An 18751-nucleotide genomic window follows, 5' to 3' on the forward strand; every position below is an offset into this window, starting at 1 on the left:
ATCGGTGGATAATCGGGATTCTGTCCACAGCGCCGTCCCCAGCCCGTGATTTTATCCACAGGCTGTGAAAACCGGGGATAACGCGACGCGAATCCGGCGGCGTGCGGGAGAGTCGTTCGAGTCAAGCTGTTGGCAATTCCGGTGGTGGCGCATAAGCCCCCGCGATCCACGCGCCTACAACAGCAACAACCAGACTCTCTGAATCTTCCTAGAAGGGTAGAAGGATCGCACCCGATGGTGAGCAAACCCCTGTTGCGAGTCCTGAACGGCGAGCGCGCCGACCGCCCCCCGACGTGGCTGATGCGGCAGGCCGGGCGCTATCTCCCTGAATATCGGGCGTTGCGCGCCGAGAAGGGTGGGTTCCTCGCGCTCGCCACCGATCCGGTCGCGGCCGCCGAGGTGACGCTGCAACCGATCCGCCGCTTCGGATTCGACGGCGCGATCCTGTTTTCCGACATCCTGATGGTGCCCTGGGCGCTGGGGCAGGCGCTGACCTTCGGGGCGGGCGAGGGGCCGCGGCTGGCACCGGCGCTGGTTGATGCGGCATTGGCGGCGCTGACTCGCGAGCCGGCGCGGCTCGATCCGGTCTATGCGACGGTGCGACGGGTCGCCGGGTCGTTGCCTGCGGAGACGACCTTCCTTGGGTTCGCCGGGTCGCCGTGGACGGTCGCGACCTATATGGTGGCGGGGCAGGGCAGCCGCGATCAGGAGGTGACGCGCCGCTATGCCTACGCCGATCCGGCGGCGTTCGGCGCGATCGTCGATGCGATCGTGGCGATGACGATCGACTATCTCGCGACGCAGATCGAGAATGGCGTCGAGGCGGTGCAGATCTTCGACAGCTGGGCCGGGAGCCTGTCGCCCGCGCAGTTCGAGCGCTGGGTGATCGCGCCCAATCGTGCGATCGTCGATGGCGTCCGTGCGCGGTGTCCGGGCGTGCCGATCATCGGCTTTCCGAAGGGCGCGGGCGGCAAGCTGGCCGCTTATGCCGCGGGCACTGCGGTGGATGCGATCGGGCTGGACGAGACGGTCGATCCGCGTTGGGCGGATGCGGTGCTGCCGGCCGGGCTGCCGGTGCAGGGCAATCTCGATCCGCTCGCCTTGCTGACCGGCGGGGCAGCGCTGGAGGCGGGGATCGACCGTGTGCTGGCGGCGTTCCCGGAGCGGCCGCATGTCTTCAACCTCGGCCACGGGATCGGGCAACACACGCCGATCGCGCATGTCGAACATCTGCTGCAACGGGTAAGGGGCTGAACATGGTCGGGTTTCTTGGCGCGACCTATGATTGGGTGAAGGCCGCGCACGTCATTTTCGTGATCTTCTGGATGGCGGGGCTGTTCATGCTGCCGCGCTATCTGGTCTATCATCAGGAGGGGCTGTCCGACGCCGCCGACGCGGCGCGCTGGGTGGAGCGCGAGACCAAGCTGCGCGCGATCATTCTGACGCCGGCGATGATCGTGGTGTGGGTGCTGGGGCTTGCGCTCGCGCTGAATGCCGGGATCGCGGACGGCGTGCCGGGCTTGGGGTGGTTGCACGCCAAGCTGGCGATCGTGTTCCTGCTGTCGGGCTATCATGGCTGGGCGGTCGGCTATGCCAGGAAGCTGGCGCGCGGGCAGGTCGGCGTGTCGAACAAGGCGCTGCGGATGATGAACGAAATTCCGGCACTCGCGACCGCTCTGATCGTCATTCTGGTGATCGTGAAGCCGTTCTGACGGCGCCGTCGTCATCCCCGCGAAGGCGGGGATCCAGAACCTCTGGCGTGTCGGCCCTTGCGAAGACCTGCGCGTCTGGATTCCCGCCTGCGCGGGAATGACGGTGGGGTGGATTGCGCTCGGCGCTTGACTATCCCGAACATGAATCATACCTCGCGCTCGTGACGTCGCCGGTCCTCGGTGCGCGCCGCATCCTCTACAGCTTCGTTTCTCGAGCGTTCTCCATCGCCGGCCGAGCTTTCCCCGACCCCCGATCACATCGGACAGATACATGCATCTCAAGGATTTGAAGAAGAAGGCCCCCGCCGAGCTGGTGCAGCTTGCCGAGGAGCTGGGCGTCGAGGGCGCCTCGACGCTGCGCAAGCAGGACCTGATGTTCGCGATCCTGAAGGTGCAGGCCGAAAACGGCGAGCAGATCATGGGCGAGGGCACGATCGAGGTGCTGCCCGACGGGTTCGGCTTCCTGCGCTCGGCACAGGCCAATTATCTCGCCGGCCCGGACGACATTTATGTCAGCCCGAATCAGGTCCGCAAGCACGGGCTGCGCACCGGTGACACGGTCGAGGGCGAGATCCGCGGGCCGAAGGACGGCGAACGCTATTTCGCGCTGGTCAAGATCACGCAGGTCAATTTCGAGGAGCCCGAGCGCGTCCGCCAGCGCGTCAACTTCGATAACCTCACGCCGCTCTACCCGGACGAGCGGCTGAAGATGGAAATCGAGGATCCGACGATCAAGGACAAGTCGGGCCGCGTGCTCGATGTCGTCGCGCCGATTGGCAAGGGCCAGCGCTGCCTGATCGTCGCGCCGCCGCGCGTCGGCAAGACGATCATGATGCAGAACATCGCGCGCGCGATCAGCCACAACCATCCGGAGGTGTTCCTGCTGGTGCTGCTGATCGACGAGCGGCCCGAGGAAGTCACCGACATGCAGCGCACGGTGAACGGCGAGGTGGTCAGCTCCACGTTCGACGAACCCGCGACGCGGCACGTGCAGGTCGCCGAGATGGTGATCGAGAAAGCCAAGCGGCTCGTCGAGCACAAGAAGGACGTGGTGATCCTGCTCGACAACATCACGCGTCTGGGGCGTGCCTACAACACCGTCGTGCCGTCGTCGGGCAAGGTGCTGACCGGCGGTGTCGACGCCAATGCGCTCCAGCGGCCGAAGCGCTTCTTCGGCGCGGCGCGCAACATCGAGGAAGGCGGGTCGCTGACGATCATCTCGACCTCGCTGATCGACACCGGCAGCCGCATGGACGAAGTGATCTTCGAAGAGTTCAAGGGCACCGGCAACGCCGAGATCGTGCTCGACCGCAAGGTGGCCGACAAGCGCATCTTCCCGGCGATCGACGTCGGCAAGAGCGGCACGCGCAAGGAAGAGCTGCTGGTCGAGAAGGGCCAGCTGTCGAAGATGTGGGTGCTGCGCCGGATCCTGATGCAGATGGGCACCGTCGATGCGATGGAGTTCCTGCTCGGCAAGATGAAGGATTCGAAGACCAACGACGATTTCTTCGACTCGATGAATCAGTGACCGAGCGTGGCCTGCCGCGTGTCGCGGCAGGACTCACGCCGGTTCGGCCGGCGGGTGCGCCAGCGCACCCGACCGACGACGCGGGCCCTTCGACTGCCTGCAAGGCAGGCGCTCAGGACATGCTTTGCCCGCGGCGCTTGCCCCTCCTTCTCCAAAAGCGAGAAGCAGCGGGGTCCCGGATCAAGTCCGGGACGACGGACCCCATGGCATTCCCAGCCCGGAACGTTATGCCCGGCAGCATCATTGATGCGGTCAGACGGGGAGTGACCTAATTTGAGCCTTATCGCCACGCTTGCCGCCGCGGCCTCCGCCGGCGCGGCGATCCAGGGACCTGGATCGCTGGGAGACATCTGGCAGCACATCGTCGCCGATTTCTCGAACCTGTCCGATCCCGCCGCGCTGGCGGCGTTCGGGTCGGTGCTGATGATCGATCTCGTGCTGGCGGGCGACAATGCGATCGTGGTCGGTGCGCTCGCCGCCGGGCTGCCATCGGAACAGCGCAAGAAGGTGATCCTGATCGGGATCGGCGCCGCGCTGGTGCTGCGAATCTTCTTCGCGCTGATCGTCACCTGGCTGATGGGGATCGTCGGGCTGATCTTCGCGGGCGGGCTGCTGCTGCTGTGGGTGAGCTGGAAGTTCTGGCGCGAGATCCGCAGCGGCGGGCATTCGGAGATCGACGCCGCCGATGAGGCGGCCGCCGTCAAGCCGGTCAAGAGCTTCGCCGCGGCGGCCTGGGCGGTCGCGGTCGCCGACGTGTCGATGAGCCTCGACAACGTGCTGGCGGTCGCCGGGGCGGCGCGCGAGCATCCCGGCATCCTCGTCATCGGGCTGCTGTTGTCGGTGGCGCTGATGGGGCTGGCCGCCAACTTCATCGCGCGGATCATCGATCGCTATCGCTGGATCGCCTATGTCGGGCTGGCGGTGATCCTGTTCGTCGCGGTGCGGATGATCTACGAAGGCTGGATCGGCAGCGAGACGACGCCGGGGCTGGCGACGCTGTTCGCCTGAGTTCAGCGCGGGTTCAATGGCCGGCGGGCAGATCCCGCCGCCGTATCGCTGTGTGGAGACGTCATGTCGAAGTATCTTCTGCCGCTCGCCGCGCTGGTCGTCGCGGCCAGTCCGGTGGCGGCGCAGACCAGCCCGGACCTGACGGCGGTGCAGCGCGCGATCGCCGGACTCGACTCGATGACCGCGGCGTTCAGCCAGACCGACCGCAACGGGCAGGTGCTGACCGGCACGCTGACGCTCAAGCGCCCCGGGAAGATCCGCTTCCAATATCAGAAGGGCGTGCCGCTGCTGATCGTCGGCGACGGCAAGGCGCTGACTTTCATCGATTATTCGGTGAAGCAGGTGCAGCGCTGGCCGATCGGCAACTCGCCGCTGGGCGTGTTGCTCGATCCGACGCGCGACATATCGAAGTTCGCGAAGGTCGTGCCGTCGACCAACCCGGGCGTCTTGTCGGTCGAGGCCTATGACCCCAAGCATCCCGAATATGGCCGGATCACATTGGTGTTCGCGCGCAGCGCCGCAGCGCCCGGCGGGTTGATGCTGCAGGGCTGGGCGGCGCTCGACAGCCAGGGGAACCGCACCACGATCCGGCTGACCGACCAGAAGTTCAACGTGACCGTCGCCGACTCCACCTTCCGCTGGACCGATCCACGCCGGCAGGGGCGATCGAGCTAAATTTCGGCCTTTTCTTCCAATTCGTTCATGTTGGTGAAAGGCTGACGCCGTTAGAGCGGTGAGCACGGTCGGCGGGCCGCCGGGATTTTCCCCCTGTTGCCCGGTCTCCTGCCTACCGCTTGCGTGACGAACGCTGAGTCGGCCCTCGCTCCATGCCCCCGGAGCGGGGGCCTTTCTCGTTCGGATGTGTCGTATCGGCGTGCCTTGTCGACCCACCGGCGCGAAGCTACCTAGCCGATCGTGAAAATCGTCTCCTGGAACATCAACTCGGTCCGGTTCCGCATCGAGATCGTCGAGCAATTCCTGCGCGAGGCGCAGCCCGACGTGCTGTGCCTGCAGGAAACCAAGGTGGTCGACACCGACTTTCCCGCCGACGCCTTTCGCGCGCTCGGCTACGATCACATCCTGTTGCACGGGCAGCGGATGCATCACGGCGTGGCGATCGTCGCGCGCGTGCCCGTCACCGCCGATGACCGGCTCGACTGGCAGGCGAACCGCGAGGCGCGGCACCTGGGGGTTCGGCTGCCCAACGGCGTGCGACTGGAGAATGTCTATGTCCCGGCGGGCGGTGACGTCCCCGATCGCGAGGTTAACGCCAAGTTCGGGCAAAAGCTGGATTTCGTCGAGCGGATGACGCGCTGGTCCGAGGGGCTGACCGCGCCGACGATCCTGACCGGCGACTTCAACATCGCCCCGCTGCCCAGCGACGTGTGGAGCCACAAGGCGCTGCTCAAGGTCGTCAGCCACACGCCCGTCGAGGTCGAGGCGCTCGACCGGCTCAAGGCGTCGAACGACTGGGTCGATCTGGGGCGGCATTTTCACCCGGCGCCGGCGCGGCTGCACACCTGGTGGAGCTATCGCTCGCCCGACTGGACCAAGAACGATCGCGGGCGGCGGCTCGACCATATGTGGGCGACCGGTGATATCGCGAAGACCGCGACCGCGCACACCGTGTTCGAGCCGTGCCGCAGCTGGCTGAAGCCATCCGACCATGTGCCGATCATGACCGAGTTCGCGTGGTGACGGCGGCGCACGACGCGGCGCGCGCGATCGACGCGATGCGGCGTGGGTGGCCGATCATGGTGACAGCGGATGGCGAGCCGCCGCTGACGGTGCTGGCGATCGAAACCGCCGATGCCGAACGGCTCGCCCGGTTCGTCGTGGACGATCGTTTCGACATCCTGCTGTCGAATGGCCGTGCCGCGACGCTCAAGCTGGCGAATCAACTCGATGCGGCGGTGCCCGATCGACCGGTGATGGTCGAACATGCGCCGTGGTTCGACATGGCGCTGGCGACCGCACTGGCCGATCCACAGCTCGATCTGGCGACTCCGCTCAAAGGACCTTTCCGGACGGTCCCGGTGGCGGCACCGGTTGCCGCCGGCGCAGCGTTGCAACTTGCGCGGATCGCGGGGTTGCTGCCGGCCTTCGTCGTCGGCAGTGGCGAACCCATGCAGACCGTCGATGCGCGCGCGATCGCGGCGCATGAGGACGCGCGGGCGTTGCAGATCGCGGTGCGGGCGCGGCTGCCGGTGGCCGGGGCCGAACAGGCGGAGATCGTCGCCTTTCGTTCGCCGGAAAGCGCCGACGAGCATATCGCGTTGGTGATCGGCACCCCGACCGGCGAGCCGCCGCTGGTGCGGCTGCATAGCGAATGCCTGACCGGTGACGTGCTCGGCAGCCTGAAGTGCGATTGCGGGCCGCAGCTCCACGCCGCGATTCACGCGATCGCCACGGCGGGGTGGGGCGTGTTGCTGTACCTGCGGCAGGAAGGGCGCGGGATCGGATTGGTCAACAAGCTGCGCGCCTATGCGTTGCAGGATCAGGGCTTCGACACCGTCGACGCGAACGTCCGGCTGGGCTTCGCGATCGACGCGCGCGACTTCGGGGTGGCGGCGCGGATGTTGCGGTTACTGGGGCAGGATCGGGTGCGATTGCTGACCAACAATCCGGCGAAGGTGGCGGGGCTGGAGGCGGCGGGAGTCGCGGTGATCGAGCGCGTTGCGCATGCGCTGCCGGCCAATCCGCACAATGAGCGGTATCTGGCGACCAAGCGGGATCGGACCGGGCATCAATTGTGACGCGCGGTTACTAACCTCTCCCCTTCCCCGTCAGGGGAGGGGTTGGGGGTGGGGCCGTGTCTCACCGAGAAGAACGCATGTGACTACCCCACCCCAACCCCTCCCCTGAAGGGGAAGGGCTTATTGGAATCGGTGCGAGGGCAGTGGGCGCTACAGGCCGAGGAGCGCCGCGACTTCCGCGAAGTCCCGCGCGATCGCATCGACGCCGATCGTGCGCAGGCGGTCGCCGTGGTCGGGCGCGCAATGGCCGCCGGCCACCAGCCCGATCACGAACGCGCCGCTCGCCACCGCGCCGGTCGCACCGACCGGCGAATCCTCGATGATCGCACAGCGTTCGATCGCAACGCCGAGCTTGTCGGCGGCGTAAAGATAGAGATCGGGGGCGGGCTTGCCGTTGGTGACGTGTTCGGCACCCGAATAGAGATGCGCGCCGAACGCGGGGCGGAGCCCGAGATGGTCGAGGTGGGTCGCGATCCAGCGTACACGGCTCGACGACACCACCGCGCGCGGCAGGCTGTCGGGCAGCGAGCGGACGAAGGCGGTCGCACCGGCGACCTCTTCGATCCCTTCCAGCAGGCAGCGTTCGTCCTCGGCGCGACGAGCGCTCTGGAAGTCGGGAGGGATCGGCGCGCCGATATGCGCCTCGACCGCGGCGAGAAAGTCCTTGCCGGCCAGTCCCATGAACTGCGCCATCGACTGCTCGGGCGTGGTCGGATGGCCGATGCCGGTCAGATAGTCGGCGAGGTGGCGGTTGCCGCTCGCCTCGCTTTCGATCAGCACCCCGTCGAAGTCGAAGAGCAAGGCGTCGAAGCGGGTCATGCGCGGGTGCCGAACAAGGCCGAGCCGACCCGGACGTGGGTGGCGCCGAGCGATACCGCCTGCTCGACATCGTCGGACATGCCCATGCTGAGCCCGGCAAGGCCGTGGTCGCGCGCGATTTTGGCGAGGAGGGCGAAATAAGGGGCGGGTTCGACCGCGGCGGGGGGGACGCACATCAGCCCGGCGACGGGCAGGTTCGCGCCGTGCGCCTCGGCGAGCAGCGCGGGCAGCTCGGCGACCGCGCAGCCGCCCTTCTGCGGTTCGTCGCCGATGTTGACCTGCACGAAACATTGCGGCCGGCGACCGGTCGCGTCGATCGCGCGCGCCACCGCCGCGACCAGCGACGGGCGATCGATGCTGTGAATCGCATCGGCGAGCGCCACCGCCTCGGTCGCCTTGTTCGATTGCAATTGTCCGACCAGATGCAGCCGCGCGTCGGCAAATTCTTCGCGCAGCGCCGGCCATTTGGCGGCGGCCTCCTGAACGCGATTCTCGCCGAAGTCGCGCTGTCCGGCGGCGAGCAGCGGGCGGATCGCTTCGGCCGGATGGGTCTTCGACACCGCCACCAACGTGATGTCGGAAGGATCGCGCTGTGCGGGGCGGGCGGCGGCGGCGATGCGCGCGTGAAGGGCGGCGAGACGGTCGTCGGGGGTCATTGGCCGCGCTATAGGACCCGCCATGCCTGCCCGCCACCCCGTCCGCTGGTTGATGACCGACGAGCGTCAGGGCGAGCGGCTGTGGTTGGCGCTCGATCGGCTGCCGCGTGGCGCGGGGGTGATCTTTCGGCATTATCATACGCCCTCCGCAGACCGGCGGGCGCTGTTCGAACGGGTGCGGCGGGTGGCGCGGCGGCGTCGGCTGGTGCTGGTGCTGGCGGGTGAGGCGTCGTTGCCGGGCGCAGCGGGGCGTCACGCGCGGCGCGGGCGCGGCGTGGTGACATGGCCGGCGCATGACCGGCGTGAGGCGCTGGCGGGGGTGCGGGCGGGCGCGCATGTGGTGCTGGTGTCGCCGGTGTTCGTGACGCGGTCGCACCCGGGAGGTGCCGCGCTAGGCTTATGGCGCGCCGCGGCGGTCGCGCGGGGGCTGCCGGTGACGGTGATCGCGCTGGGCGGGATGGACGAGCGCCGCTTTCGGCGGGTGGCGGCGCTGGGCTTCGACGGGTTTGCCGCGATCGATGCGTGGGCGACATCTTCCCGGTCGTCACGACGGACCTGATCGGGCGGTGCGCGTCCCGTAGATGGCGGGAAGAAGGAGCGGGGTCCCGGATCAAGTCCGGGACGACGAAGGCGGCTGGTCGGGAAAGACCACGAGCAGCCGGCGATCCTAGAAGCGGAACGCGGTGCCCACGTAGATCGCCTGGCTGTCGCGGCGATCGTCGTCGGCGCGGGTCAGGCGCTCGCGATCGGTCTTCAGCCGCATTCCGGCGGTGAGATCGAGGTTGCGGGTGAGCGAATAGCTGCCGCCCACGTCGATCGAATAGCTGTTCGCCTCGGTGAGCGCGCGTGTCGCGCCGGGGAGCGGACGATCCGCGCTCGCGCCGACCCGGCCGCTCCACTTCGCGCCCGAATAGCTGAGCGCGACGTCGGCGGCTTCGCGGCTGCCCGGGATGCCGGCGAGATCGACCTTGGCGACGTCGCCCGAGATCGCGAACCGCTTCCAGCCCACCGACACGCCGAGATTGTACGCGATCGGCGCAAGGCCGACCGTGGTCGGCGTCGTTGCTGCCGCGGCATAACGGGCGTTGTCACGTGCCGCGAGGCTCGACCGGGCGCGCACCGCGACGGTGACCGCGCGGTTGCCGATCCGCGATTCGGAGGGCGTGAAGCGGAAGCCGCTGGCGTCGAGCCCGCCGCGCGCGAACAGCGCCGCGAGCTTGGGATCGGCAGCGGAGGGGGTGAACGAACCGCTGACCCGCGGCGCGGCGACCAGCTTGCGGGCCGAACGAGGCGCCGAATCCGCGGCACCGAGCGCAGGCACGGCTGCGACGGCGACGGCCAACAGGCCCCCCCCGATCAATGCAGCGATGCGGCGCGATGCGGCCACGATCTGATCCATCCCCTTTGTGCCGGACGAATCTGTCCGACCAATGGAGCGGGCCTAACAGGAATCCGTTCCGAGTCCATGACCAACGCTGCGCTTTCTCTGCCACCTGTTGCATCATGTCCACATGGTGGCGCGCTTGCCGGGGGCAGAGGGTGCGGGTAGAGCGGGCAGGATTACCGAATTCCCTGTAAGGACGATGCCGATGTTCCGCCCCTTGCGCCTTGCGGCTGGCCTGTCGGCCGCTGTTGCCTTGTCGTTGAGCCTGTCGGCGTGCGGCGGACGCGGCGGCAAGCCGGCCGGCGACCTCGCCGCGTCGAAGGTGACGACGATCGGCGTCAACAGCTATCTGTGGCGCGCGACGCTCGACACGCTCAGCTTCATGCCGCTGCTCCAGACCGATTCCAACGGCGGGGTGATCGTCACCGACTGGTACGTCAATCCGCAGACGCCGACCGAGCGGATGAAGGTGACCGTTTCGATCCTCGACCAGGATCTGCGCGCCGATGCGGTGCGCGTCGCCGCGCTGCGCGAGGTGAATCGCGGCGGGCAATGGGTCGGCTCGCCGGTCGAGGCGGCGACGACGCAGAAGCTGGAAGACATCATCCTGACGCGCGCCCGCGACCTGCGCCGCGGCGCGGTGACCGGTTGAGGCGACGACGACCGAAATGACCACCCGCTTCAATGCCCTGAAGGCCGACGCGCACTGGCAGCGCGTCTGGGACGAACGCACCACCTTCGCCGCGCGCGACGACAGCCCCAGGCCGAAGAGCTATGTGCTGGAGATGTTCCCCTATCCATCGGGGAAGATCCACATGGGGCACGTCCGCAACTACACGATGGGCGACGTGCTCGCGCGCTATCGGCGGATGACCGGGCATGAGGTGCTCCACCCGATGGGGTGGGATGCGTTCGGGATGCCGGCCGAGAACGCTGCGATGGAAAAGGGCGTGCACCCGGGCAACTGGACGCGCGCCAATATCGCCGCGATGAAGGCGCAGCTGAAGCGGCTGGGCTTCGCGCTCGACTGGACGCGCGAAATCGCGACCTGCGAGCCGGAATATTACGGCCACGAACAGGCGCTGTTCCTCGATTTTTACAAGGCCGGGCTGGTCTATCGCAAGGAATCGGCGGTCAATTGGGACCCGGTCGACATGACCGTGCTCGCCAACGAGCAGGTGATCGACGGGCGCGGCTGGCGCTCGGGCGCGCTGGTCGAGAAGCGCAAGCTGAGCCAGTGGTTCCTCAAGATCACGCAATTCGCCGACGAGCTGATCGAGGGGCTGGGGTCGCTCGACCAATGGCCCGACAAGGTCCGGCTGATGCAGGAGAACTGGATCGGCAAGAGCCAGGGGCTGACGTTCCGCTTCGCGCTCTCGGATGGCGGCGCGGTCGAGGTGTTCACGACGCGGCCCGACACGATGTTCGGCGCCAGCTTCGTCGCGGTTGCGGCCGATCATCCGATCGCGCAGGCGCTCGCCGCGCGTGATGCGGACGCCGCCGCGTTCATCGAGCGGTGCAAGCAGGGCGGGACCACCGCCGCCGAACTGGAGACGCAGGAGAAGCTCGGCTACGACACCGGGCTGACCGCGACGCATCCGTTCGGCGCGGGCGAGCTGCCGGTCTACATCGCCAATTTCGTGCTGATGGACTATGGCACCGGCGCGGTGTTCGGCGTGCCGGCGCATGACCAGCGCGACTTCGACTTCGCCTCCAAGTACAAGCTGCCGATCCGCCGCGTCGTCGCCGATGGCGAGAAGACCGACCCGGTGTTCGACGAGGATGCGGCGTATAGCGGTCCCGGCCGGCTGGTGAATTCGCAGTTCCTCGATGGGCTCGATATCGACGCTGCCAAGCGCGAGGTGATCGCGCGCGCGGAGGCGGGTGGCTGGGGGCAGGGCTCGACGGTCTATCGCCTGCGCGACTGGGGCGTGAGCCGTCAGCGCTACTGGGGGACGCCGATCCCGGTGATCCATTGCGCGACCTGCGGCGAAGTGCCGGTTCCTCGGGAGCAATTGCCGGTCAAGCTGCCCGAGGACGTCAGTTTCGACGTTCCCGGCAACCCGCTCGATCGCCATCCGACGTGGAAGCATGTCGCGTGTCCGACCTGCGGGGCAGATGCGCTGCGCGATACCGACACGCTCGACACGTTTGCGGATTCGTCGTGGTATTTCATCCGCTTTGCCAGCCAGCCGGACGACAAGCCCTTCGATCGCGCGGTGGCCGAAGGCTGGCTGCCGGTCGGGCAATATATCGGCGGGGTCGAACATGCGATCCTCCACCTGCTCTACGCACGCTTCTGGACGCGCGCGCTGCGGCATGTCGGGCTGATCGATCTGGCTGAACCGTTCACCGGGCTGTTCACGCAGGGCATGGTGACCCACGAGACGTACAAGCTCGACATCCCCGATCACGACGGGCCACCGGGCGCGTTGTGGGTGTCGCCCGCCGACCTCAGCGTCGGCGAGGGCGGGGCATTGTTCGTCCAGACCGAGGAGGGCGGGGCGATCCCGATCATCCGCGGGCGCGTCGAGAAGATGTCAAAGTCCAAGAAGAACACGATCGATCCCGAACCGATCGTCGATCAATATGGCGCGGACGCGGTGCGGTGGTTCATGCTCTCCGACTCCCCGCCGGAGCGCGATCTGGAGTGGAGCGAGAACGGCATCGAAGGCGCGTGGCGCTTCGTCCAGCGGCTGTGGCGGCTGTTCGGGAGCGAGACGGCCGGTACGGGCAGCGATGTCGCGCTCGATCGCAAGCTGCACCGCACGATCGCCGATGTCGCCGCCGCGATCGAGGCGCTGTCGTTCAACAAGGCCGTCGCCAAGCTCTACGAATTGGTCGCGGCGATCGAAAAGGCCGCGCCCTCCGCATCGCGTGATGCCGCGATCGCGACGCTGATGCGGCTGGTCGCGCCGATGGCGCCGCATATCGCCGAAGAGGCCTGGGCGGCGCATGGCGACGGCGGGTTGATCGCCGACGCCGCCTGGCCGAGCGTCGATCCCGCGCTGCTCGTCGAGGACGAAGTGACGATCGCGGTGCAGATCAACGGCAAGCTGCGCGATACGCTGACGCTCGCCAAGGGATTGGCCAAGGAAGATGCCGAGGCGGCTGCGCTGGCGTCGGAGAAGGTGCTGCGGGCGCTGGAGGGCAAGACGCCGCGCAAGGTGATCGTGGTCCCCGACCGGCTTGTGAACATCGTCGCGTGAGGTCGCATGCGATCCTGATTGTGGCGGCGCTGGCGGCGGTACCCCTTGGTGGCTGTGGGCTCACCCCGCTCTACACCGGCGGCGGCGCCGGCCCGATCGCCGCGACGCTCGGCGAGGTCGAGGTCGCCCCGATCGACGGCAAGGCCGGGTGGCTGGTCGGCGGCGCGCTCAACGAGCGGCTCAAGGCGATCGGCGGCGGTGCGGCTCGCTATCGCCTCAACGTGCGTCTCGACGACAAGATCGTCGGGCTGGGTGCCCGCAGCGACGATTCGGTCGCCCGTGAGCGGCGGACGCTGCGCGCGCGTTATCAGCTGGTAGACGCCGCGAGCGGATCGGTGGTGCTCGACGCGACGGCGGGGTCGGATGCCGGCATCGACGTCGTCGGCTCCGAATATGCGACGATCGCGGCGGAGAGTACCGCGCTCGAACGCCTGTCGGAGACGATCGCCGACCAGATCGTCGCGCGACTGGCGCTCTATGCGCGGCGGGCCCAGCCGCCCAAATCATGAAGGCAACCGAGGCGCGGCTGATTGCGGCGCTCGATCGGCCGCCGTCCGACATTCGCCTCTATCTGCTTCACGGTCCTGACGAAGCGGTGGCACAGGCGTTCGTTGCGCGGCTCGCCAAGGCGATGGGCGAGGGGGCCGAGCGCGTCGATATCGACGCGCCGACGTTGCGCAGCGATCCGGCGCGGCTTGCCGACGAAGCGGCAGCGCTGTCGCTGTTCGGTGATGCGCGGTTCGTGCGGGTCACCGGGGCAGGTGAGGAATCGCTGGAGGCGGTGACCGCGCTTCTGGTGGCAGAGCGCGCGGGCAATCCGGCGATCGTTCTCGCACCGACGGTGAAGGCGACCGGCAAGCTCGTGAAGGCGGCGATCGATTCGGATCGCGCGCTGGCGTTCGCCTGCTATCCGCCGGGCGCGCGTGACGCGGCAGCGATCGTTGCGGAGCTGGCGCGGGGGGCCGGACTGCGAATGTCGCCTGCGGCGGTGCAACGCATCATCCGCGCGAGCGATGGCGACCGATCGGTGATGATGCGCGAGGTCGAGAAGCTCGCGCTGTATCTGGATGCCGCACCCGAGCGGCCGGCCGACGCCGATGAGGACGCGCTGGAGGCGATCGGCGCAGAGATCGCCGAGGGCGAAATCGGCGAGGTCGTGCTCGCGGTCACGGCGGGGAAGGTCGACGTGCTTATCGACGGGTTGCGCCGCATGAACGGGCCTGACGCATCGCCGATCCCGGTGTTCCGGGCGTTGGGACGCCGGCTGGTGATGCTCGCCGAGATGCGCACCGCAGTGGACGGCGGCGAGGGGGTCGAGCAGGTGATGAAGCGTCACCGTGTCTTTTGGCGGGAAGAGGCGGCCACCGCTGCGGCGTTGCGACGCTGGACGCTGCCGGCGCTGATCGCCGCGCAACGCGCCGCGCGGCGCACCGAGCGCGAGATCATCGCCGCCGGACCTGCCGGGCGAGTCGTCGCCGACACGTTCCTGCTACGATTGGCACGGTCGGTTCGCTAGACGAGCGCATGACGCCGTCGACTTTGATCCGTCATGGCGAGCGTAGCGAAGTCGTCCAGGGCCGGGTCAGGACGCGCTGGTTTGCGTCGCTACGCTCGCAATGACGATCGGTGCACTCGACCTTACGCCATCATGATCTAAATACGCTCGCCGCTCAGTCGCTGGCACACCATGTCGAGCTGTTCCAGCGAGCTATAGTCGAGCGTGATCGATCCGCGACCGTCATCGTTGAACGCGATCGTGACGCGCAGACCCAGCAGGTCGGCGAGCTGACGCTCGAGCGCCTCAATATCCGCGCTGCCGCCGCCCGCCGATGCGACATGCCCCGGCCGTGCCACACCGCCGCGTGACGTGGGTGCGCCATGTTTGTCCTGACTGGCGAGCTTCTCGGTCTGTCGCACCGAGAGCCCCTGCGTCAGTACCTGCTCGGCGAGGGCGATGGGATCGGCGGCGCCGACCAGAGCCCGCGCATGGCCCATCGCCAGCTTGCCCTCGACGACCTGCGCCTGGACCTCGGGCGGGAGATCGAGCAACCGCAGCAGGTTGGCGACGTGGCTGCGGGACTTGTGCACCGCGCGCGCCAGCTCTTCCTGCGTATGTCCGAATTCGTCGAGCAGGCGCTGATAGGCGCGCGCCTCCTCGATCGCGTTGAGGTCCTGCCGCTGAATGTTCTCCAGCAGGGCAATTTGCAGCGTCTCGCTGTCCGAATAGTCGCGAACCACGACCGGGACTTCGTGGAGGCGCGCGCGTTGCGCGGCACGCCAGCGCCGCTCTCCCGCGACGATCTGAAAATCGTGGCCGTGCGGGCGGACGATGATCGGCTGGATCACGCCACGCTGCGCGATCGAGGCGGCGAGTTCGTCGAGCGCGGCCTCGTCGAAATGCCGACGTGGCTGATCGGGATGCGGCGCGATCGCGGAGACGGGGATCATCCGCACGGCGCCGCGGGCCGCGCCCTTTTCTCCGCTGTCGCGCTCATCCTGCGCGACATCGCCGAGCAGCGCATTCAGGCCACGCCCGAGACCATTCTTGGCGCGGCGGGAAGCGAAATCACTCACGCTGCTTCATTCTCCATCTGCGGCAGACGCCGGATCAATTCGCGGGCAAGCGCGATATACGCTTCGGAGCCGCTGCACTTATGGTCATAGATCAGTGCCGGCAATCCATGGCTGGGGGCTTCGGAGAGCCGCACGTTGCGGGGGATCACGGTATCGAAGACGACGTTGCCGAGGACGGCGCGGACGTCGGTGGATACCTGATCGCTGAGCCGGTTGCGGCGATCGAACATCGTCAGCGCCACGCCTAGGATCGACAGCGACGGATTGAACCGCGAGCGGATCCGCTCGACGGTGTTGAGCAACTGACTAAGTCCTTCGAGCGCGAAGAACTCGCACTGCAGCGGTACGAACAATGCGTCCGCCGCCACCATCGCGTTGATCGTCAGCAAACCCAAAGAGGGCGGGCAATCGATCAGCACGATGTCCCACGATCGGGTGGTCAATTCGAAGGCGCGCCGCAGCCGGTGCGTTCGTTGCTCGAATTCGACCAGTTCGATCTCCGCGCCGGAGAGATCGACCGTGGCCGGCATGACGTCGAGGAGTGGAATGTTGGTTGCTACGACGGCCTCTGCGACGCCATCGCTGTCGATCAGGACATCGTAGCTCGATCGCTGCCGCTGCGCCTGGGTAATCCCCAGGCCGGTGGAGGCATTACCCTGCGGATCGAGATCGACCAGCAACACGCGATGACCGGATGCGGCGAGGGCGGTGGCGAGGTTGATGGCGCTGGTCGTCTTGCCAACGCCACCTTTCTGATTGGCGACCGCGATGCAGAACATCAGTCTTTCACTCCATCTGCGATCACGATCATCGAGGCGGGATCGGTGACGCTATGTTCCACGTGAAACATCGACCGCCATTTAGCGGGCAGCAGAGCCACCTCACTAGCACCATTACGGCCACGGGGAAGGATCATTCGCGTGCGGCTGTGCCGAAGATGGCTCGTGATGGCGACAAGGTCCGGGATGCTCGCGACGGCGCGTGCGCTGATGACGTCGGCTCTGCCGCTGGTCGTCTCAGCCTTGCTCTTCTCAACAGTAACGTTGGAGAGCGCGAGGTCGGCAACGACGGTGTGAAGGAATTCCACCCTTCTCGCTCGCGGTTCGACCAGCGAAACATGCGCATCGGTGACGATCGCCACGACTAGACCGGGGAAGCCGGGACCGGAGCCGATGTCGAACCACGTCCGGGTGGCGGCAGGCATGTGGGTCACCAGCTGCGCAGAATCGACGATGTGTCGATTCCAGATGAAGTCGCAGGAGGCAGGAGAGATGAGGTTCTGGCGCTCGTTTTCGGAAAGCACCATGGCGCGAAACCGATCCAGTCGCGCGGTGGCGTCCTGACCGAACCGCTCGCGACACCAGGCAATCGCTTCGTCCTCGGTCATGCCGATCGCTTCCTTGCATGAAGCCAAAGAGCGGCGATCGCGGCCGGCGTGACACCTCGAACACGCGATGCTTCATCAAGCGTCCGTGGCGACGCAAGCTCGAGACGTTCGATCATTTCAGTCGACAACCCGGGTATTGTCCTTAGTGCTGCGCCATCAGTGAAGATCGCGATGTTGCCGTCGCGGCGCATCCGTTCGACCTCCTCGCTCTGGCGCTCGAGATAGGGCGCGTAGCGGCGATCCTCGGCAACTTCGCGCACGATGTCGGCACTCGCGGTGCGATCATCTCCCGCGCGGGCCGCTTCGCGCATCCGTGATCGGCGTCGCACATGTTCCTGGCGGCGGGCGGTGAGGGCGCCGAGCGAACCTGCCCACTCGGACAGCCGTGTCTCGGCATTGTCGGCGCGCAGCGCGAGGCGGTATTCGGCGCGCGCGGTCAGCATCCGGTATGGCTCGCTGACGCCTTGCAAGACGAGATCGTCGATCATCACCCCGATATATCCGCGCGCCCGGTCGACGATCATCGGCTCCAGATCACAGGCATAGGCGGCGGCGTTCAATCCCGCGACCACGCCCTGCGCCGCCGCCTCTTCATAGCCCGTGGTGCCGTTCAATTGACCAGCACAGAAGACGCCAGGGATCGCGCCGAGCGCGAGGCGATGGTCGAGTGATCGTGGATCGATGTAGTCATATTCGACGGCATAGCCATGTTGGACGATCTGCGCTCGTTCGAGACCGGAGATCGTCCGAACCATCGCAGTCTGCGTTTCGACATCCAGCGAGGTGGAGATACCGTTCGGGTAGATCCAGGCATCATCGAGCCCTTCGGGTTCGAGAAAAATCTGGTGACCGTCGCGATCGCCGAAGCGATGGACCTTGTCCTCGATCGACGGGCAGTACCGCGGTCCGCCGCCCTCGATATCCCCGCTGAATAATGGGGAGGTGGCCAGTCCGCGCCGAATGACGTCATGCGTCCTTTCGGACGTTCGCGTGATGGCGCACGCGAGTTGTGGCAAGCGCGGCGTATTCGTCATCGGTGACATGCGCCACGGGTCCACGTCGGAGGGCTGAGGCTCCAGTCGTGCCCAGTCAATCGTTCGACCATCGAGCCGGGGAGGGGTGCCGGTTTTCAGCCGTCCCATCGGAAGGCTCAACGCCCGGAGTTGCTCACCTAAGAGGTTGGCTGGCCGCTCGTCGATCCGCCCCCCTGCCGCGCGATCGAGGCCGCGGAAGATCTTGCCACCGAGGAAGGTGCCGGTTGCCAGAACGATCGCTCGTGTTTCGAGGCGGGTTCCGTCTGCCAGAATCGCGCCGGTCGTGACTGCGCCTTGCGTTTCGAGAGCCGTTGCCTCTCCCTCGATCAGCGTGACATTCGGGTAATCGGCCAATTGGCGATGAATCGACGCGCGGTATCGGCGGCGATCGGCTTGTAGCCGAGGTCCCTGTACCGCCAAGCCCTTCGATCGGTTGAGCATCCGATAGTGGATGCCAGCGTCATCGGCCGCGCGGGCCATCAAACCGTCGAGCGCATCAACCTCGCGGACGAGATGTCCTTTGCCTAAGCCGCCAATCGACGGGTTGCATGACATCGTACCGACCTGCGCGAGAGCCTGCGATATCAGCGCGACTCTCGCACCACGTCTCGCCGCCGCGGCAGCTGCTTCAGTGCCGGCGTGGCCACCGCCGACCACCACGACGTCGAACTGTTTCACGTGGAA

19 protein-coding genes are annotated in these 18751 nt (G+C 67.1%); 12 read left to right on the plus strand and 7 right to left on the minus strand.

From position 1 onward, the window contains the following. Positions 1 to 234: 234 nt before the first annotated feature. The 7 genes from hemE (at position 235) to ribA (ending at position 7004) form a co-directional block, all read left to right on the plus strand. A complete protein-coding gene (gene hemE / locus PGN12_03235; GenBank protein ID MEH3102897.1) occupies positions 235 to 1254 on the plus strand; it encodes a uroporphyrinogen decarboxylase in 1020 nt (339 codons plus the stop codon). A 2-nt stretch (positions 1255 to 1256) separates the two neighbouring features. Beyond that, the gene (locus PGN12_03240; protein MEH3102898.1) at positions 1257 to 1712 is read left to right on the plus strand and encodes a CopD family protein; all 456 of its coding nucleotides are present in this window, start codon (positions 1257 to 1259) and stop codon (positions 1710 to 1712) included. Positions 1713 to 1983: 271 nt separating this feature from the next. Next, positions 1984 to 3240 (plus strand): transcription termination factor Rho, encoded by a 1257-nt coding sequence (rho, locus tag PGN12_03245; GenBank protein ID MEH3102899.1) that lies wholly within the window; start codon positions 1984 to 1986, stop codon positions 3238 to 3240. A gap of 273 nt (positions 3241 to 3513) precedes the next feature. Beyond that, positions 3514 to 4248, plus strand: a complete 735-nt coding sequence (locus PGN12_03250; protein MEH3102900.1) for a TerC family protein — start codon at positions 3514 to 3516, stop codon at positions 4246 to 4248. 63 nt (positions 4249 to 4311) lie between these two features. Next, entirely contained in the window at positions 4312 to 4923 is a 612-nt protein-coding gene (locus PGN12_03255; protein ID MEH3102901.1) for an outer membrane lipoprotein carrier protein LolA, read from the plus strand. Positions 4924 to 5163: 240 nt separating this feature from the next. After that, complete coding sequence (locus PGN12_03260) at positions 5164 to 5946, plus strand: exodeoxyribonuclease III (protein MEH3102902.1); 783 nt, start codon at positions 5164 to 5166, stop codon at positions 5944 to 5946. 35 nt (positions 5947 to 5981) lie between these two features. Then, entirely contained in the window at positions 5982 to 7004 is a 1023-nt protein-coding gene (gene ribA, locus PGN12_03265; protein ID MEH3102903.1) for a GTP cyclohydrolase II, read from the plus strand. 150 nt (positions 7005 to 7154) lie between these two features. On the opposite strand, the gene PGN12_03270 is transcribed toward ribA, so the two are convergent. Together PGN12_03270 and PGN12_03275 are read right to left on the minus strand one after the other, a co-directional pair. Continuing rightward, the gene (locus PGN12_03270) at positions 7155 to 7823 is read right to left on the minus strand and encodes an HAD family phosphatase (protein ID MEH3102904.1); all 669 of its coding nucleotides are present in this window, start codon (positions 7821 to 7823) and stop codon (positions 7155 to 7157) included. Further along, complete coding sequence (locus PGN12_03275; GenBank protein MEH3102905.1) at positions 7820 to 8479, minus strand: YggS family pyridoxal phosphate-dependent enzyme; 660 nt, start codon at positions 8477 to 8479, stop codon at positions 7820 to 7822. The genes PGN12_03270 and PGN12_03275 overlap by 4 nt, the downstream gene beginning before the upstream one ends. 22 nt (positions 8480 to 8501) lie before the next feature. Here PGN12_03275 and PGN12_03280 point away from each other — a divergent pair, with 22 nt between their 5' ends. Beyond that, entirely contained in the window at positions 8502 to 9038 is a 537-nt protein-coding gene (locus PGN12_03280) for a thiamine phosphate synthase (GenBank protein MEH3102906.1), read from the plus strand. A gap of 108 nt (positions 9039 to 9146) precedes the next feature. Here PGN12_03280 and PGN12_03285 read toward each other — a convergent pair whose 3' ends face one another. Continuing rightward, a complete protein-coding gene (locus PGN12_03285) occupies positions 9147 to 9821 on the minus strand; it encodes a hypothetical protein (protein ID MEH3102907.1) in 675 nt (224 codons plus the stop codon). Between the two features lie 247 nt (positions 9822 to 10068). Between PGN12_03285 and PGN12_03290 the strand changes: the two genes are divergently transcribed. Genes PGN12_03290 through PGN12_03305 form a run of 4 tightly spaced genes read left to right on the plus strand, consistent with a single transcriptional unit; the run spans position 10069 to position 14588 of the window. After that, entirely contained in the window at positions 10069 to 10515 is a 447-nt protein-coding gene (locus PGN12_03290; GenBank protein MEH3102908.1) for a DUF3576 domain-containing protein, read from the plus strand. A 16-nt stretch (positions 10516 to 10531) separates the two neighbouring features. Further along, positions 10532 to 13072 carry a leucine--tRNA ligase gene (gene leuS / locus PGN12_03295; protein MEH3102909.1) on the plus strand — a complete coding sequence of 847 codons (2541 nt, stop codon included), beginning with the start codon at positions 10532 to 10534 and terminating at the stop codon, positions 13070 to 13072. Continuing rightward, positions 13069 to 13581: an LPS assembly lipoprotein LptE gene (gene lptE, locus PGN12_03300; protein MEH3102910.1), complete on the plus strand. Its 513-nt coding sequence runs from the start codon at positions 13069 to 13071 to the stop codon at positions 13579 to 13581. The genes leuS and lptE overlap by 4 nt, the downstream gene beginning before the upstream one ends. Next, on the plus strand, positions 13578 to 14588 hold the full coding sequence (locus PGN12_03305; protein ID MEH3102911.1) for a DNA polymerase III subunit delta: 1011 nt from the start codon (positions 13578 to 13580) through the stop codon (positions 14586 to 14588). Before lptE ends, PGN12_03305 begins: the two co-directional genes overlap by 4 nt. Before the next feature lie 137 nt (positions 14589 to 14725). Here the strand turns inward: PGN12_03305 and PGN12_03310 are convergent, their stop codons facing one another. Genes PGN12_03310 through mnmG form a run of 4 tightly spaced genes read right to left on the minus strand, consistent with a single transcriptional unit; the run spans position 14726 to position 18745 of the window. Beyond that, a complete protein-coding gene (locus PGN12_03310) occupies positions 14726 to 15646 on the minus strand; it encodes a ParB/RepB/Spo0J family partition protein (protein ID MEH3102912.1) in 921 nt (306 codons plus the stop codon). Beyond that, on the minus strand, positions 15643 to 16425 hold the full coding sequence (locus tag PGN12_03315; protein MEH3102913.1) for a ParA family protein: 783 nt from the start codon (positions 16423 to 16425) through the stop codon (positions 15643 to 15645). Before PGN12_03315 ends, PGN12_03310 begins: the two co-directional genes overlap by 4 nt. After that, positions 16425 to 17033, minus strand: a complete 609-nt coding sequence (gene rsmG / locus PGN12_03320) for a 16S rRNA (guanine(527)-N(7))-methyltransferase RsmG (GenBank protein ID MEH3102914.1) — start codon at positions 17031 to 17033, stop codon at positions 16425 to 16427. The genes PGN12_03315 and rsmG overlap by 1 nt, the downstream gene beginning before the upstream one ends. Beyond that, on the minus strand, positions 17030 to 18745 hold the full coding sequence (gene mnmG / locus PGN12_03325) for a tRNA uridine-5-carboxymethylaminomethyl(34) synthesis enzyme MnmG (protein MEH3102915.1): 1716 nt from the start codon (positions 18743 to 18745) through the stop codon (positions 17030 to 17032). Before mnmG ends, rsmG begins: the two co-directional genes overlap by 4 nt. Positions 18746 to 18751: the final 6 nt, after the last annotated feature.

The sequence above is a fragment of the Sphingomonas phyllosphaerae genome, from assembly GCA_036946405.1.
In the GTDB taxonomy this organism is placed as follows: domain Bacteria; phylum Pseudomonadota; class Alphaproteobacteria; order Sphingomonadales; family Sphingomonadaceae; genus Sphingomonas; species Sphingomonas phyllosphaerae_D.